The organism is Chitinophaga pendula (assembly GCF_020386615.1).
Classification (GTDB): domain Bacteria; phylum Bacteroidota; class Bacteroidia; order Chitinophagales; family Chitinophagaceae; genus Chitinophaga; species Chitinophaga pendula.
The window spans coordinates 4,644,940-4,662,783 of record NZ_CP077769.1; the positions used below are offsets into that span (position 1 = coordinate 4,644,940).

Here is a 17,844-nt window from a genome sequence, read left to right on the forward strand (position 1 = left end):
AATGGTTGAAAAGATCAGGTAGTAGATAAAAACTTTGTATGTTTGGAACCATGCATGTGGGAAAAGAAAACATAAGCCCGGTAAAGATACAATGGCTACTATGGCTGTTCGTGCTGGCCGTCAACTTCGGCGCTATCCTGCCAATGGATGGATGGCCCAAAGCTGCAATATTTGCAGCAATCAATACCATCGCATACGCCATGACCGTCTACGGCAATATCTTCCTCCTCCTACCCAAACTCTATAATAAAGGACATCGCCTCATATATATACTCGTTTCCCCGCTATTTATACTGGTAATAGGCGGCTTCCGAACCTTAACCATCACCTGGATATACGATACCCTCTTCCCGGGAGATATGTCCTCCACCCTCTCCTTTCGCACATTCACCTACTTAACGACCGGCACCTTCCTGCTTTTCCTCCTCAGTTTCGTATTCAAACTCGCACTGGACTATTTTAAACTCAAACAACAGGCAAAAGAGATCATCGCCGACAAAAGCAAAGCAGAACTAAACCTGCTCAAATCACAGGTACAACCCCACTTTCTCTTTAATACCCTCAACAATATATACTACGAAGCCTACCGAGAAGCACCGCGCACCGCCCTGTTCATCGGACAGCTGGCCGAAATAATGCGGTACTTCGTAGACGAAAGCCCCAAAGAAAAAGTAGCACTGAATGCAGAAATACAGTTCCTGGAAAATTATATCGCACTGGAACGCATCCGCTTCCGCTACCCCATCGATATCTCCTTCAAATATTCCTGCGAACCAGCCACCCGCATCCCACCTATGCTACTCATGACCTTCGTGGAAAATCTGTTCAAACACGGTATCGACAAAAGCAGGCAAGACAATAAAGTCCATATCTCCCTCGTACAAGCTCCCAATACCCTCACATTCCACACCTACAATACCCTCTACCTAAACAATACCTACCACAAAGGCGGATTCGGCCTGAAAAATCTGCAGGAAAGACTTACCTTACTCTATGGCACACAATACGAAATGCAGATATATACCACCGGGCAGCAATTCCATGCCTTCCTTAAAATACCACTGACATGAACCTCCGCTGCATCATAGTAGATGATGAACCCAACGCCGTCAACCTGCTGGAAATGCTCATCACGCAAACCACCAGTTGGGAACTGACCAATAAATGCTATGACGCCCTCGAAGCATTGACATATCTCCGCGAACATCCGGTCGATTTCCTCTTCCTGGATATCAATATGCCACAACTCAGTGGCATAGACCTCGCCACACTCCTACCCCCCGATATCGCCATCGTATTCACCACCGCCTACGCCGAACACGCCGCCGACAGCTACAACTTCACCACCATCGACTACCTCCTGAAGCCTATCACCCTCAAACGTTTTATCAGCGCCACACAAAAGATTAACGCCTACTTCAGCTTCCGTACCAACAATACAATACCCTCCCCCGCTCCGCTGGAAAACTATTTCTTCGCAAAGTCAGGCAAATCCTTCCGTAAACTACTACTGGAAGACATCCTCTATTTTGAAGGAGAAAAAGAATACGTACGCATCGTCACCGCTACAGAACAACTACTGGTATACCGCCGCCTGAAAGACATAGAAGCCCAACTTCAGCCCCCATTCGTACGCGTCCACCAATCCTATATCGTAAACATTACCCAGCTGGATAAGTTCCAGGATAATCTCATTTACATTAATAATAAACAACTCCCTGTAAGCGAGAAGTTTAAAGAGGGATTTATGGCAATGATCCGCCAACGTTTATTATAAAAAGACCCGCTAACGGCTATAAGGCAGGTCCACCTCTCCCGTACCTTTCCTATATCATTCGTATAGCTCACGTCCACCTTTCCTGTACCTTTCCTATATCATTCGTATAACCGGCGGATAAGCCAGATAAGACCATCCGCCGGATAATGTCATTTATTTACCTTCATAAGCCTGCTCCAAGACAGCGATATCCAATTTCACCATTTTCATCATCGCCTGCATAACACGCTGCGCCCGCTCCGGATGCTCCCCCGACATCAACGCTCCCATCTTCCTCGGTACAATCTGCCAGGAAACCCCAAACTTATCCTTCAACCAACCACACTTCGACTCCGAACCACCGTCCGCCGTCAACTGCTCCCAGTAACGGTCTATCTCCTCCTGTGTATCACAATCCACCGATAGCGAAAATGCAGGCGTCTGCGGAAACACCGGACCGGCATTCAACAAGATCAAAGGCTGACCCTCCAACTCAAAAGTAACCGTCATCGCCAACCCCGCCGGCATAGGTCCCCCCTCCGGATAACGGGACACACTTAATACCTTCGAATGCTTAAATACCGTAGTATAAAAGCCCATAGCTTCCTCCGCATTATTGTCAAACCAAAGAAAAGGAGTGATCTTTTGCATATGATAGTGTTTTGTTTTTATAAATGATAATCAACAATACAAACTTACATCACCATCATAGCTTAAAAAGGGTGCAAAAAAGACTTCCTCGGGGGTAAAATAGACAACCTTTATAATTGACCAATCAGACATTTCATTCCCCTCGTTATTCCTTTAAGGAATAAAATAACTAACTTAAATAACATTATCGGCCGATAATTGCAATCGATTGAACAACACGTTATACCTACTTTACTGATCCCATATCAGTACCTGCAACAGTCATTATCTAAACCCAAAAACACACCGTTATGAACCGCTTATTTACCAAATTAGCAGTCACCCTGCTTGCCACCTCCTGCTATATCAACATGCAGGCCCAAAACAAACCCTTTCCACAAGCCGTCAGCTATCCTAACTGCATCAAACCCAACAATGTCACCCAGGCGGCCATGAACACCAGCGTCGCCAGCTACTACGACTACTGGAAAGGACAATATCTCAAAAACAACTTGTCATCACTTCCCGGCGGATACTACATCAAAGGAGATATCACCGGCAGCGCCGATGGCTACAAACCCCTCGGCTCCTCCGAAGGACAAGGATATGGCATGGTCATCGTCGCCCTCATGGCCGGCCACGACCCAAACGCCCGCACCATCTACGATGGCCTCTTTAAAACAGCCAGAGCCTACAAAAGTTCCCAAAACAACAACCTCATGGGATGGGTAGTCGCTGACAACAAAAATGCCCAGGGACACTTCGACTCCGCCACCGATGGCGATGTCGATATTGCCTACTCCCTCATCCTCGCTCACTACCAATGGGGCTCCAACGGCGCCATCAACTATCTCGCCGAAGCCAAAAAAATGATCACCAACGGACTGAAAGTCAGCAACGTCACCTCCAACAACCGCCTCAACCTCGGCGACTGGGACGAAAAAAGTGCCCTCAATACCCGCCCATCCGACTGGATGCTCAGCCACATGCGCGCATTCTATCAGGAAACAAACGACAACACCTGGCTCAATGTCATCAACAACCTCTATAGCGTATATAACCAGTTCTCCAGCAAATACTCTCCAAACACCGGGCTGATATCCGACTTCGTAGTTAAAAACCCGCCGGAACCAGCGCCCAGAAACTACCTCGACGAATTCCCGGAAACAAACGAATATAACTACAACGCCTGCCGCGTACCTCTCCGCATTGTAATGGACTATGCCCTCTATGGCAATACCAACGCACTCAATATCTCCAATAAACTGGTCAACTGGGTCAAACAAAAAACCGGCGGCAACCCCACCAATATCATAGATGGATACAAACTCGATGGTGGCAACACCGGCAGCGGACAGGAAGCCGTATTCATCGGCCCGCTCGTAGCCGCTTCCGTAGTCAACTCTGCCAACCAGGCATGGCTCAATAGCGGCTGGAACTACCTCAAATCCGCTAAATCAGGATACTACAGCGACTCCTTCAGCCTCCTCTGCCAGCTGTTCATTTCTGGCAACTGGTGGAAACCCGAAGCTGGCACCCCCGGCAACCAACCGCCCACTGTCAGCATCTCCTCCCCTGCCAACAATACCTCTTTTAACGCCCCGGCTAATATCACCCTCACCGCCGGCGCTTCCGACAACGATGGCTCCGTGACCAAAGTCGAATTCTTCAATGGCAGCAATAAAATAGGCGAAGCCGCCACCGCGCCTTACTCCGTTAACTGGAATAATGTCGCCGCAGGCAACTATACCATCACCGCCATCGCTACAGACAACAACAACGCCACCGCCTCCTCCGCCGCAGTCAACATCACCGTACAAGGCACCCCCAACTGCACACCGGTTACCGCCAGCGGCGACGACGGAAACGTAGCGGCCAACACACTCGATAACAACCTCAACACCCGCTGGTCCGCCTCCGGCGATGGTCAATGGATACAATACTGCCTGGGCACCAACAGCATCGTAAATGGCGTCGACATCGCCTTCTACAAAGGAGATGCCCGCAAAGCAAAATTTGATATCCAGGTAAGCCCCGATGGCAATAACTGGAACACCGTAGCCGCCGGACTGCAAAGCAGCGGCACCTCACTGGCATTCGAATCCTTCAATATCACCGCAGTAACAACCAAATATGTCCGCCTGCTGGGCCATGGCAACGACCAAAACGCCTGGAACAGCTACGCAGAAGTAAAAATCAGGTCCACCGCTGCCGCCAATAACGCATTACGTACCGCCACTGACGATAAAACCTCAGCTACCGAAACCAGTATCTCCTTACTCAAAGTAAGCCCCAACCCTTTCAACACACAAACAACCATCACCTTCCGTCTCAAAGAAGCAGGCCGCACCTGGCTCGCCGTATACAATAGCAACGGACAACCCGTTAAAATACTGATCAACACCCAACTACCCGCCGGACACCAATCTGCCTCCCTCCAGGCAGCTCAGTTACCGGCCGGCTTGTACCTCATCAAACTGGTACACAACGGGCAATCCATCAGTACCAAACTGCTGAAAGAGTAGGCATATAATATCAACATCCACTCTTGGCTGTTGCCCGCTACCCTTAAAACAGGTAGCAGGTAGCAGCCTTTTTTCATCCCCATTCAAAGCGAAAACTGTCTATCTGACAAATAATATCATGATAACAATTAAACCCCTAATTTTGACCTCCGTTACTCGATTGGAGTACCGCCGTAGCTATATTTTTAAGGCACTTTTAAGCCTGTTAATGGCTTTATTAACCCGTTTGTTAGTCTACCCTGGTTATTTTGCAACCAACTAAAATTCCACAATCCTATGAGGAAACTGATACTATCTCTCGTCACTGCCTGCATCAGCAGCGCAGGTTTTATGGCCCATGCCCAGGTAGCTCCCATCGCACAGTCCGTCACCGGAAGAGTGATCTGCGGATACCAGGGATGGTTCAATTGTTATGGTGATGGCTCACCCGTAGCACGATGGCGACATTGGTCGTCAGGCCCCTTCAACTCCCCTAACGGCAGCCCCGCGCCTGGCGCCGTTACCTTCGAGGCCTACCCCGATGTAAGTGAATACCCCGCCAACACCTTATTCCAGACCGCTTTAGGCAACCTCAACAACGGCCAACCCGCCCGCTTGTTCTCCTCCTACCCCGAAGCCACCATAGACCTGCACTTTAAATGGATGCAGCAATATGGTATCGACGGCGTCGCCCTCCAACGTTTCCTGGGAGAAACCAGAGATGGCGTATTCAAAGCCCAGCGAGACAGCGTCACCACCCGCATGCGCCGCGCTGCAGAAAAATATCAGCGCAGCTTCTACATCATGTATGATATGGCCGCCGACGATACCACCTTCTTCAAAAATGACTGGCTCCATATAGAAAATGACCTCCGCGCCACCCAATCCCCTTACTATGCTCACCAAAACGGTAAACCCGTCATCTGCATCTGGGGATTCGGTTTCAATCACCGCCTTGAAGCACCAGCCGCCAGCCTCGCCATAATCAACTGGCTGAAAGCCAAAGGCTACTACGTGATCGGTGGCGTCCCCACCCACTGGCGCGAAGGTACCGGCGACTCCTATGCCTCCTACAGCCAGGTATACAAAGCCTTTGATATGATATCCCCCTGGTCCGTAGGCCGCTTTAAAGAAAACAGCGGCGCTGACGACTTCCGCAACAACCAACTGCAACCCGACCTCACCTTCTGCAACGCCAACAACCTCGCCTATCAACCGGTGATATTTTCCGGATTCGCCTGGAGCAACTGGAACGGTGGCCCCCGCAACGACTTCCGACGCAACAAAGGAGAATTCTTCTGGCGACAACTCTATAATATCAAAAACCTGGGCATGAATACCGCCTACATCGCCATGTTCGACGAATACGATGAAGGCACCAACATCCTCAAAATGGCCGACAGCTACCTCTCCGTACCCAACAACCAATATTTCCTCACCTCCAGCGCCGAAGGCGAATACCTCTCCTCCGATTTCTACCTCCGGCTCGCCGGCCAGGCTACCAAAGTACTCAAAGGCGCCGCGCCGCTAACCACCAACGTCAGCATCCCCTTCTCCAACGGCCCCGTATGGTTCCGAACCAGCGTAGAAACAGACTACGATGCCGTCCCCACCTGGACCAACAGTGCCGACCCGTCCTCCGTACCGCGCAATATCGGTACCCCTCTCTGCGGTACCGTAACCGGCGAAACCAGCCACTCCGGCAATACCGCCATCCGCATCTCCGGCGCCGACAACGCCGCCACCGGTGGCTCCTACCACTACTTCCGCGTATTCGATGTCAACATACCCGTCAACGCCAATACCAAATTGAGCTTCTGGACCTTCCCCACCAACAATATCTCCCGCTTCACATCCGTCGACCTCGTCATGACCGATGGTACCACCCTCCGGGATATAGGAGCCACCGACCAGAATGGCGCTTCCATGCACCCCGGCGCCGGCCATGGTACCGTCAACACCTGGCAACGTATCCAGTCCAACATCGGCAGCTGGCTCAATGGTAAAACCATCGACAGGATCATGATCGCATACGATCAAACCGCCGCCACCGGCGCCTTCAAAACCTATTTCGACGACATCGTCATCAGCGACGATGCCCAATCCCTCCTCCGCACCGAAACAACCGCCTCCCATCCGGGCATCACCGCCGCCATACAGGATGACATACAAGTATTCCCCCAACCGGCAAGAAGCTCCGCCACCATCAAATTCGGTAAAGGATGGAACGGCAGCGGACACATGACCATCCTCAACGCCAGCGGCGCCGTCATCAGCCATAGGTCCGTCAACATCGACCAGGGACAACTCATATGCCCCGTCAGCAACTTACCCGAAGGCCTATACTACGTTCGCATCAGCCAGGAAGGAAAAACCACCACACAAAGACTACTCATCGCAAAATAAAAAGACATACCTCCAACGGTCCCGGCCATCACCGGGACCGTCCACTATCGAACAATATCCGTCAGATAACGAACACCCTCCTCCCAATAAAACACTGATTTTCATATCTTAGAAAAAGGGCACCGTTTTGGTACACCCCCACCAGACAATCCCCTTAATATGTTGCTGAGCTATATAAAAATAACCTGGCGTAACCTCTGGAGAACCAAAATATTCTCCGCCATCAACATCATCGGCCTCTCCATCGGCTGCGCCTGTAGTTTATTAATATTGCTATGTGTACAGGATGAATTACAGATCAATACCTTCCATACCAATAGAGAGCATCTCTACGCAGTAGTGCAAAGCGAATATGCCGAGGGTAAAGTATGGACAGGATACAGCACACCAGCACCACTGGCAGAAGAACTCAAAAAAAACAGACCGGATGTCTCCATGGCCTCCGGCTTTAGCTACGACCGCAGCCTGTTCAGCACCACACACACATCCATGCGGGAAGAGGGCGCCTTCGCCAACAATGACTTCCTCCGCATGTTCAGCTTCCCCATCCTCGAAGGCAATCCCGCACAAACACTGAACACCCCCAATAGCATCGCCTTGTCGAAAAAAATGGCCATCGCCTTCTTCGGCACCGTACCCGCTGCCCTGGGCCAAACCATCAAACACAATAACAAAGAAGATTATACCGTCACCGCCATATTCGACGACCCTCCGGCTACATCCTCCCTCCGGTTCAACTACCTCCTCAACTGGCAAACCTTTATCAGACAAACCGATTGGGCCACCAGCTGGGCCAGCACCGGCGTCCGGACTTACCTCCTGCTCAACAAACACACCGAAATACCCAACTTCCGTAGCAACATCCGGAAATTCCTCGACCACTATTACATCAACCAAGGCCCCGGACTACGGGAAGAACTAGACATACAACGTTTCGACAAACAATACCTCTACAACAATTTCACCAATGGCAAAGTCAGTGGCGGCCGCATCGACTATGTCATACTCTTTAGCATAGTAGCCACCTTCGTACTGATCATCGCCTGCATCAATTTCATAAACCTGTCCACCGCCAGAGCCATGAAACGTGCCAAAGAAATAGGCGTACGTAAAACCGCTGGCGCGGGCAAAAGTAACCTCGTCCGCCAGTTCATCAGCGAAGCACTCCTCCTCTCTTTTATAGCTATCATATTCGCACTGGGACTGGTGCAACTACTCCTGCCAGCTTTCAACAGCATCACCGGCAAAGCCATCATAATACCACTGGATCAACCCTATTGCTGGCTCCAGCTATTCCTCCTCGGCACCTTCACCGGTCTCCTCGCTGGTAGCTACCCCGCCTTCTATCTGGCCTCCTTCGAACCAATCAAAATACTGAGAGGCACACTACGCCCCGGCAACAGAGAACAACATCTCCGTAAAGCACTCGTCGTATGCCAGTTCATATTATCCACCCTCCTCGTAGTAGGTACCATCACAATATCCAGCCAGGTAAAATACATCAGCGAAAAAAACCTGGGATACGATAGAAAAAACCTTCTCACCATCCCGATAGAAGGCAACCTCGCCACTCAATATGACTACTTCAAACAACAAATACAACAGATACCTGGCATACAATCAGTCACACTCATGACCGACTCCCCCGTCGAGATTAATGGCTCACAGGATGACGTAAAATGGAAAGGAAAACCAAACAACTTCCGCCCTACCTTCGAAGTGGTAAACGTACAACATGACTTCACCACCACCATGAACATACAATTGCTCACAGGCCGTGACTTCTCCCACACCTATCCCGCCGACTCAGCAAATGTACTGCTCAACGAAGCTGCCGTAAAGAAAATGGAACTCAAAGACCCCATCGGTCAGCAAATCACCCTCGAAAACGAAAGCCACCCCAAAACCATCATCGGCATCGTCAAAGACTTCAATACCGGCTCCCTCCACCAGAATATCAACCCGCTCATCATCACATTAGGCAACAAAGGCTGGGGAAATATCGTCATCCGCACCTCACCGGATCACACACCACAAGTACTCACCGCCCTCGAAAACGTCTGCAAAAAGATCAATCCCGCATATCCATTCCTCTACCGCCTCGCCGATCAGGAATACCAACAACTGTACACCAGCGAAAAGATCATACAAACACTCACCAAACAATTCGCCTGCATGGCCATCCTCATATCCTGCCTCGGCCTCCTCGGTCTCGCGCAGTTCACCACAGAACAACGCAGACGAGAGATCAGCATCCGCAAAGTCCTGGGTGCCTCCATCATACAAATAGTCCGCCTCCTCTCCCTCGAACTACTGCTACTCACCATGATCGCTTTCATCATCGCTACCCCACTCGCCTGGTGGATCATCCGCAACTGGCTCAACGACTACGCCTATCATATCAACCCCTCCTGGCAAATATTCGCACTGGCAGGCACCATATCCATAGTCATCGCTTTCATCACCGTAGGCAGCCTCACCGTCAAAGCAGCCACCGATAACCCCGCCCGCCACCTCAACGAAACATAAGAACACAAAAAAGCCCTACAGCTGCCAGGCAGCCGTAGGGCATAAACACACAAAATGAAAGCTAATCTTTCAACAACCACATCACCTCATTCACATTGTCATTACCATTGTACTGACGTTGAATAGCCACAGAAAGGTTCGTCGTATTATAACTTAACTCATTACCGGAATATAACCACCGCACAGGAAACTTCGTCGTAGGCGTGTTCAGGTTAGTAGCACTGTTGAGCTTAAATACAGGTAATCCCGTCCGCCTGTTCTCATACCAAGCATTGTAATTCGACCCTTGTAAGAAGTTAGCCAGGTACTTCTGCTGTATGATCTGCCCTAGCTGCTCCTGCACCGAACCACTCAATGCCACCGCAGCAATATAACTGTTGATATAAGCATTGTCGATCTTCATACCGTGATGATAATCCTGCAAGTCCGGCGTAAACGCTGCCGTAAAGTTCATCGCACTGCTGATACCAGCCGCATAATACGTCTGCGCCGGCGTACCGCTGATCCAGCCACGAAGCGTCGCCTCCGCCAATATAAACTGCAACTCCTGATAACTAAATACACTCACCGGCTCCGTATTCACCATATTCACATATCGGTTGTTCAGGTCAGAATAATCCTTCGACAACCGCTTCTTCTGCAGATCAGGAAATGCATCAGATGGTTCCGCCCCGATATAAGCATCCCAGTCCGACTCCGTCTTACCTGCCGCAATCCTTACCGGCGATGGCTTCGCATAATAAAACAACCGGCGGTCCTGCAACTGCTTCAACGGATCTATCAACGTACTCGACAACATCGTATAGTTAGACTTCACAAACGGATTACCAGATCCTGCCGGAATGTCCGACCAGGGATAGTTCTGCCCCGCCAGACCATTATAGGTCAACGCCAGGTTATCCGCATACGTCCGCATCAATGGACGGTTCGCCACAATATCCCGAAAACGCTCCACCACCTTCAACTCCGCATCCCCCGTCTTCTTGTACAGGTTCATCAGCACATGCAAAGCAAAACTATTCGTCAGCCGCCGCCAGTTATCCACCTTCCCGCCATAAATAGGATCACCGTCAAAATTGACCCCTTGCGCAAAAAGATTGTTGGCGCTGTCCAGCTCACTGAGTATACCCTTAAATACATCCCGCTGCAGATCGTATTTAGGTTGTATAATACCGTTCGACTCCCCTTTTAACGCATCAGAATATGGAATGTCACCCACCTCCATCGTCGTCTGGAAAAACTGCCACGCCCGCACGAAATAACCCAACGCCTGGTAAGATTTACGCTCCCCCTCCGTCTGCGCATTGGCAATCATAGGCGCCACATTCCGCAATATAGGGATACGGTTCGTCGACGTCCGCCCAAACCGGTTATACTGGGAATTCTCCTGCCCCTCCCCCCAGGTCAGGTACTTACCCAACAGAAAGGGTTGCATAAAGGACTTCTGCGTGCTGATATCACTTCTCGTAATACCTAGTATCAACGAAGTAGCCAGCATCGGTGCACTCACCTGCGTAGTCCGGTTAGGATTCGTATTGATCTGGTCAAACTTTGAACAGCCGGCCACCACACTGGCTACCAACGCAGCGCCGATCATGTATTTAGATATTGTACTTGTCATATGTATTTACTTTAGAATCCTATACGGAAATTGATACCCAGCAGCCGCTGCGATGGAGAGTTCAGATTCTCCGCATCTACGTCAGGATCAGAAAATTTAAATCCGGTGAACAAAAAGAGGTTCTGAGCCGTCACAGCAACCGAAGCTTGCTTAATACCCGTTCTGGACAATAACTTACCGGGGAAACTATATCCCACAGATATCTCACGCACCTTTACAAAAGTCTTCTTCTGGATACCATTGTCACCACCCCTGAACTTCTGCGCATAATCCTGGTAAGACACCTTCGTATCATTAGGCCCATACTGACGCGTATCACTGGTGATATTGCCAAAGTTGTCATACGTCACACTACCGGATATCACTTTCACACCTTTACCCACATAGTTATTGGCCAATCCTTTCACCACCTCGTCATAGCGGTAAGAGTTATCCGACTCCGGATTAGTACCCGTATCCCACATCTTATCATACGTATAGTTGTACAGCAAACCTCCCACACGGCCGTCAATATTGATACCTACATTGAACTGCCCGATCCGGAAATTGTTGATAAAACCAAAACTGAACACAGGATCACTATAACCATACTTCTTATCATAATCACTGCTCACCGGATAACCGTTCACGTGAATGATATTACCACTGGGATCCGTCAGCCAGTAACGACCGGTATACGTATCCATCCGCTCATGCTTTTTCGTCCAGGGATTCTTGGCAGAATATACAGAGTCAATATTCACATAGTAACGGTGCTGGTTAGACCAGTTCACCATCGTCGTCCATTCAAAACCCTTCTTGCGGATCACCGTCCCTCCTAATGTGATCTCTACCCCCTTACGTACATAGGTCTCATTAGTATTGACAAGCGTACTGGAAAAACCGGAAGAACCAGGAATAGACACAGAGCGCTGCTGGTTGTAATAGTACTTGTTAAAATAAGCTACATCGATATGCAGTCGCTTCTTAAACAGGTAAGCGGCCGTTCCGATCTCCCAGGTACGTTGTGAACTGGGCAGCAGGTCAGTACCTAACAGGTTACTGGGATAGCTGGCAGCATTAAGCGTGTTCCAGGCAGAAGTAGTCGTACTGTACAAACGGTTGATCGCATATACATCCGCCGGCGTTTTAAAGGTCGCCCACGCACCGCGTATCTTCCACATATCCAACACATCCGGCATCTTGGTCAGCTCAGACAATACCACACTCGTTCCAAGCGATGGATAGAAATAAGCTCGGCTATTCTCCGGCTGCGAAGAGTTCCAGTCCTTCCGTCCAGTCGCATCTATGAAAATGGCATTTTTCCAACCGATAGCTAACCGGCCATACAAACTGTTCACCTGCCGGCTCGTATAACTTTGGGAAATAGTAGGTGGCTCCACAGACGCCGCTAAAGAATAAAAGGTAGGCGACACCAGGCCGTTCTTCGTACTCGCATTCAACCCCTCATCCACCCAGTAATAGATCGTTCCTCCCCCCATCGCATCAAATGACCAGTCCCCCACCTTTTTGGTATAACTCAATATCGCATCATTGTTGATACTCCATCCCCACGCATTGTTAATAGAATAACGCCCTCTCGCATTCCAGCCACCTCGCGTAGAAAAGATGTTGGCAGTAGGATTCTGGAATGTCTCCTTGTTGTTATACACATCATAACCCGTACGCACCAACAGATTCAGGTCATTGCTGAATTTATAATTGGCAGTAAGGCTCGCATTGATAGTATGCTGCTGTATACCGTTTAACTTCTCATAAGCAATCAGGTAAGGGTTATCATACCAGTTCGTATACATCCAGTTCTGCGTCTTATTCGGCACCTTCCAGTAGTCACGATACTGGCGGATATCATACTCCGGACCCGTCCACATCGTCAGCTGATAAATATAGCCCTGGTTGCCATAACCAGCCCCCCATACCTGCGGAGACTCCCGGCGACTCAATCCCATATGTGCCTCCAGCTTGAATTTTTCACTGGCCTTCAACTCCCCGCCTAACGTGAAGTTGAACATATTCAGCTTCGCATTGGGAAACTGTCCCTTGTTGTAAATATGATTGAGCGATGCCCGGAAACTACCTAACTTACCACTCTGCGATACATTGATATTGTTATTCGTTACCACACCCAACTCCAGGAAATTCTTCAGGTTATTCCTGCCTACAGACTCCAGCGGACGCTTATCCTCAAACTGTTTCGTCTCCGGGTTCCAGTCCCTCGCCGTACCGCCTATATCCAGCTTAGGCCCCCACACATAGTCATTGTCGATCTTACCATACTGCCCACGGCCATAAGAGGTCTGCGGTTTAGGTATCGCCAGAAATCCCGTCTGCACCATCGTATTACTGTTCACATTGATCGACAGTCCAGGCTCACCTCCTTTTTTAGTCGTCACCAGCAACACACCGCCTGCCGCACGTGAACCGTACAAAGCCGACGCCGTAGGTCCCTTCAACACATCGATAGCAGCAATATCGTCCGTAGGGATATCACGCAGCGTCATATTCCCATAAGGTACGCCGTCTATCACCAGCAACGCACCTTCTCCGCGCAACTCAATAGTAGGTCGTGCAAAAAATTCGGTAGAGTTTTTAATCACCAACCCCGATACCTGACCCGTCAACGAAGTACCAATATCTACCCCCTTCACCGTCTGCACCTTATCCCCCTTCACCTGCTGCACCGCATATCCAAGCGACTTCTCCTCCCGCTTGATACCCAACGCCGTCACCACAACCTGTCCCAGCGATACCGTCGACTCCTTCATCACCACCGTAATATCCCGCTGTCCCTGGTACACCACCTCCCTGTTAGTAAATCCCATGAGGCTGAATAACAACACATCCCCCTCCTGCACATTGTCAATAACAAATACACCTTGCCCGTCAGTGATCGCACCGCGGGAAGTACCTTTCAGCTTCACCACCACACCGGCCAGCACATTACCGCTCGAATCCTTCACCACGCCTCGCACCGCCTGCACCTGCTCCGCTACCGCCAGCTGCACCTTCCCGCTCGTTGTTATCGCAGGCTGCTGAATAGCACTGATAATATACAGCTTGTTGTCGATCCGCTTACAAAGCAATCCCAATGGCGAAATATACCGCTTCAGCATCACTTCCATATTCGATAGCGTAAACTCATCCACATCAGGACTGGGTATCTGCTTCCCTTTCAATAACCGCGTATCATAACTGAATCGTATATCAAATTTCCCCTCCAGCCTCGAAATAAAAGATACAAGTGGTACCGTCGCTGGTTGATCTTCGTGATACGCTTTTCCACCGCCATACCCCGCATGGACGCCGGCACCGCATAGCATGCCCGCAACCATTACCAGCCGGATGCCGGTTGATTTAATTGTTTTCATAATAAATGTTTACTTATAGTACGTTGACTTGGTTAGGACTTCTTATTGTTCACAACGATTTGATTGTTCTCCTGTGTGATCTTTAAATTAAATACTTGTTCCAGTGTGACTAATGCCTGCTTCAGATTGTTCGATGTCAGATAGCCGGTAAATTGTTGCCCCCTTATTCCTTCCTCTTTAAATATAATAGTGTCTATATGATAATGTTGACGGATCGTCTCCAGCACCTCCTCCAATCTAGCTGCCCGGAACGGTAACAGGTTATACTTCCAAGCAGTATGATACAACGTATCCGTCCGCTGTACCCGCAACGCACGACTGCCGGCATCAAAATACGCAGCCTCCCCAGGCCGTAGTATCCGCACCGTAGATACCTGCATAGCAGCCACTTTCACCGCCCCAGAGTTTAAGATAACAACCGGGTTACCACCATTGGTGTTAATGTTAAATGCCGTACCCAGGTTACTCACTTCCAACACATCCGCATGCACGGTAAACCGGCGGTTCGCATCCCGCGCTATATCAAAGAAAGCCTCCCCTTCCAACCATACCTCACACCTCACTTGCTGCAGATAATTTTTAGCAAGCCGTATCGCACTATGCCGGTTCAGATGTATACGCGTACCGTCCGCTAACGATATCACCCGCACCTCGGTACCGGTATTCGAATACCGGATCATAGCAGGTGCTCGCAGGTAGTGATACAACAACACACTCACCGCCACCAAAGGCAGCAATACCGCCGCTATACGCAACCACCATCGGTATGGACGCATAGGTATCTCCCGCGCTGCCACCGGCTGCTGCACAATAAATTGAAAGATAGCCTCCGACTCCGCTACAGTAATAGGCGCAATCCGGTCGTTCACATACAACTCCTCCACAGGGGGAATAGCCTCCGGAAAAGGATCACCTTGCAGATAAGCCAGCAACGCTGCCCGCTCCTCCACAGACGATTTCCCCGCTGCATAACGGATAAATAATTCCCTGATCACTGCCTGTTGTCCCATGTCGAAAATGTAGTGTATATATAGTAATACGATCTATTAATAGCATCGTACGATCCTGCCATAAAATTTTTTTTATTAGGCTGCCACCTCGATAAAAGCGACAAGTAGCACCGCCAGGTCAGCGTGCTGATGAAGATATTGACGGATAAAACGCGAAGCCTTCGATAACTGGTCCTTGACAGTATTGATAGATAGCCCCAGCTGAGAAGCGATCTCCTGGTTGGTAAGTCCCTCTACTTTACTAAGCTTATATATTAACTGACGCTGCCCCGGCAACTGCCCGATAGCATCCATCCGGATCTCCTCCAGCTGCTTCGAATACAAAGCATTCACCACCGGCGCCGGGTCATGTTCATAGGAATTCAGGAAATTAAATCGGAATTGCTCATCATACACCGCCTTCTTCAGATGATCTAATATAAAGTTACGCGCACACTTGAACAGGTACGCCTTGATAGACAACGAGGGATTCAACGTCTTCTGCTTCACCCACACCCGCAGAAACACCTCCTGCACCACGTCCAACGCCATCTCCCGCGATCCGCACAACTTCAACGCATAACAGAAAATAGCATTATTGTACCGCTCATAGAGTACACGAAAAGCTGGTTGACTGCTCTCCACGATCTGAAGGCATAGTTCTTCATCCGTTGAATGGACCATAAATACAACAATTACAACGATAAGAAATAAGTGTCAAATATATAGCTATAGCAGCTCACAAACCGGCTGTACAAAGCAAGTGTGGATCATTTAAAATAAAAATAATATCAATGGTAGTAAAACGATGATTTTGGTGCTTACAAGATAGCAAATATTGACATGCTACAAAGAGATTTACAAAATACCCTATACTTTCATACGGAACGCCGGCAACGATACCTGCACCCCCAACTGGTTAAAAGCCCTCCCCTGCTGGAACCACGACCGCGCATAACGCAACTGCAACTTCCTCGTTACAATACCCACCCCTCCCGAAAACCCGCTCAACCCCGCCTGCTGCCAGGCCAGCTCCTTCCGCAATAAATGATTATACCCCAGGTCCAACTCTACATAACGGCCTATATACCACTGCGCCGATACCACCGCATGCCGGAAAAAACGGTCAATACCACTGCCCTTACTCCCCTCCTCCCCGTCGATACCAGCTCCCCCATACTGGATGTCAAACTGATGAATGTGATGCAATGCCGCCGACAACTGCAACGGCACCTTCGTCAATCTTTTCGAAATACCGATCTGCAAATCAAAAGGTAATGGCTCCCGCATACCGGACACATAAGCGCGTAACTGCCCCCCCATGTTTTTAGCCACCAACCCTATCTGCAACCCATGCGTCGTATCCTGGTAAGTAATACCCACATCTACCCCTATTCCACTCGAACGATACACCTGATAACGCGAACTGATATATTTCACCGTCACCCCATAACGCCATCGCTGCAAGTACCGCCGCGAAGCACTCACCTGCACCACCATATCCCGGGGCGTAAAAGTACCGAGCACATTACCACCGGCATCCGTATGCGTCAGGTTACCATAGTTAATGTACCGGATACCTCCCGCAAAAGTCATCCCGATACCCTCCGCATAATAACCACCCATCGCATGCCCATACTGCACATCCCCAAAATAACGGGCATAACTGGCCGACAACTGCCCGTCATGAGCCGGCCGCAATAACGCAGGATTCATCGCCGATAAAGTAATGTCTTGATGCTGCTGACTGACATTGACCTGCCCTAAAGCCGTAAGCTGAGGAGAAACAGGCAGCTCCAGAAAAGAATATACAGACTGGCCACCCAACAACTGCGCCATCACAGGCGCCGCAGGAAAAAGGAATAAAAATAGGATCAGGTATATGCGCATGGCGTGCACAAAATAATTAATTAGCGCATAAAAATAACAAAGCCACCCACGGTTACCGGGATGGCTTTGCTTTTTTAACCCTTAAAACAATCAACATGATATTCACTCGTGATAACAACAAGAACACGAATGAAAGGAAATTGGTTACTGC

At 49.6% G+C, this 17,844-nt stretch carries 11 protein-coding genes; 5 read left to right on the plus strand and 6 right to left on the minus strand.

Features of this window, described 5'->3' with window-relative positions:
* Nucleotides 1-38 precede the first annotated feature (38 nt).
* Nucleotides 39-1,070 carry a sensor histidine kinase gene (locus KTO58_RS16615; RefSeq protein WP_095838296.1) on the plus strand — a complete coding sequence of 344 codons (1,032 nt, stop codon included), beginning with the start codon at nt 39-41 and terminating at the stop codon, nt 1,068-1,070.
* Nucleotides 1,067-1,777 (plus strand): LytR/AlgR family response regulator transcription factor, encoded by a 711-nt coding sequence (locus KTO58_RS16620; RefSeq protein ID WP_095838295.1) that lies wholly within the window; start codon nt 1,067-1,069, stop codon nt 1,775-1,777. The genes KTO58_RS16615 and KTO58_RS16620 overlap by 4 nt, the downstream gene beginning before the upstream one ends.
* 153 nt (nt 1,778-1,930) lie before the next feature.
* Here the strand turns inward: KTO58_RS16620 and KTO58_RS16625 are convergent, their stop codons facing one another.
* Nucleotides 1,931-2,407: a VOC family protein gene (locus tag KTO58_RS16625; RefSeq protein ID WP_095838294.1), complete on the minus strand. Its 477-nt coding sequence runs from the start codon at nt 2,405-2,407 to the stop codon at nt 1,931-1,933.
* 290 nt (nt 2,408-2,697) lie between these two features.
* Here KTO58_RS16625 and KTO58_RS16630 point away from each other — a divergent pair, with 290 nt between their 5' ends.
* The 3 genes from KTO58_RS16630 to KTO58_RS16640 all read left to right on the plus strand — a co-directional run bounded on the left by KTO58_RS16630 (nt 2,698) and on the right by KTO58_RS16640 (nt 9,825).
* The gene (locus tag KTO58_RS16630; RefSeq protein WP_095838293.1) at nt 2,698-4,911 is read left to right on the plus strand and encodes a glycosyl hydrolase family 8; all 2,214 of its coding nucleotides are present in this window, start codon (nt 2,698-2,700) and stop codon (nt 4,909-4,911) included.
* A 276-nt stretch (nt 4,912-5,187) separates the two neighbouring features.
* Nucleotides 5,188-7,296 (plus strand): T9SS type A sorting domain-containing protein, encoded by a 2,109-nt coding sequence (locus tag KTO58_RS16635; protein WP_225859796.1) that lies wholly within the window; start codon nt 5,188-5,190, stop codon nt 7,294-7,296.
* A 159-nt stretch (nt 7,297-7,455) separates the two neighbouring features.
* On the plus strand, nt 7,456-9,825 hold the full coding sequence (locus tag KTO58_RS16640; protein WP_095838291.1) for an ABC transporter permease: 2,370 nt from the start codon (nt 7,456-7,458) through the stop codon (nt 9,823-9,825).
* A 61-nt stretch (nt 9,826-9,886) separates the two neighbouring features.
* Here KTO58_RS16640 and KTO58_RS16645 read toward each other — a convergent pair whose 3' ends face one another.
* From KTO58_RS16645 to porQ, 5 genes are all read right to left on the minus strand, one after another.
* Nucleotides 9,887-11,446 (minus strand): SusD/RagB family nutrient-binding outer membrane lipoprotein, encoded by a 1,560-nt coding sequence (locus tag KTO58_RS16645; RefSeq protein WP_095838290.1) that lies wholly within the window; start codon nt 11,444-11,446, stop codon nt 9,887-9,889.
* A gap of 11 nt (nt 11,447-11,457) precedes the next feature.
* Nucleotides 11,458-14,814 carry a SusC/RagA family TonB-linked outer membrane protein gene (locus tag KTO58_RS16650; RefSeq protein ID WP_095838289.1) on the minus strand — a complete coding sequence of 1,119 codons (3,357 nt, stop codon included), beginning with the start codon at nt 14,812-14,814 and terminating at the stop codon, nt 11,458-11,460.
* Nucleotides 14,815-14,846: 32 nt separating this feature from the next.
* Nucleotides 14,847-15,824 (minus strand): FecR family protein, encoded by a 978-nt coding sequence (locus KTO58_RS16655; RefSeq protein ID WP_095838288.1) that lies wholly within the window; start codon nt 15,822-15,824, stop codon nt 14,847-14,849.
* Nucleotides 15,825-15,899: 75 nt separating this feature from the next.
* A complete protein-coding gene (locus tag KTO58_RS16660) occupies nt 15,900-16,487 on the minus strand; it encodes an RNA polymerase sigma-70 factor (RefSeq protein ID WP_095838287.1) in 588 nt (195 codons plus the stop codon).
* A gap of 186 nt (nt 16,488-16,673) precedes the next feature.
* Nucleotides 16,674-17,693 carry a type IX secretion system protein PorQ gene (gene porQ / locus KTO58_RS16665; protein ID WP_095838286.1) on the minus strand — a complete coding sequence of 340 codons (1,020 nt, stop codon included), beginning with the start codon at nt 17,691-17,693 and terminating at the stop codon, nt 16,674-16,676.
* Between the last annotated feature and the right edge of the window lie 151 nt (nt 17,694-17,844).

Excerpts from the sequence above, each read along its gene's own strand:
- KTO58_RS16625 (WP_095838294.1), bottom strand. The coding sequence starts at position 2,407 with ATGCAAAAGATCACTCCTTTTCTTTGGTTTGACAATAATGCGGAGGAA.
- KTO58_RS16655 (WP_095838288.1), bottom strand. The coding sequence starts at position 15,824 with ATGGGACAACAGGCAGTGATCAGGGAATTATTTATCCGTTATGCAGCG.
- porQ (WP_095838286.1), bottom strand. The coding sequence starts at position 17,693 with ATGCGCATATACCTGATCCTATTTTTATTCCTTTTTCCTGCGGCGCCT.
- KTO58_RS16660 (WP_095838287.1), bottom strand. The coding sequence starts at position 16,487 with ATGGTCCATTCAACGGATGAAGAACTATGCCTTCAGATCGTGGAGAGC.
- KTO58_RS16635 (WP_225859796.1), top strand. The coding sequence starts at position 5,188 with ATGAGGAAACTGATACTATCTCTCGTCACTGCCTGCATCAGCAGCGCA.
- KTO58_RS16615 (WP_095838296.1), top strand. The coding sequence starts at position 39 with ATGTTTGGAACCATGCATGTGGGAAAAGAAAACATAAGCCCGGTAAAG.
- KTO58_RS16650 (WP_095838289.1), bottom strand. The coding sequence starts at position 14,814 with ATGAAAACAATTAAATCAACCGGCATCCGGCTGGTAATGGTTGCGGGC.
- KTO58_RS16640 (WP_095838291.1), top strand. The coding sequence starts at position 7,456 with ATGTTGCTGAGCTATATAAAAATAACCTGGCGTAACCTCTGGAGAACC.
- KTO58_RS16645 (WP_095838290.1), bottom strand. The coding sequence starts at position 11,446 with ATGACAAGTACAATATCTAAATACATGATCGGCGCTGCGTTGGTAGCC.
- KTO58_RS16630 (WP_095838293.1), top strand. The coding sequence starts at position 2,698 with ATGAACCGCTTATTTACCAAATTAGCAGTCACCCTGCTTGCCACCTCC.
- KTO58_RS16620 (WP_095838295.1), top strand. The coding sequence starts at position 1,067 with ATGAACCTCCGCTGCATCATAGTAGATGATGAACCCAACGCCGTCAAC.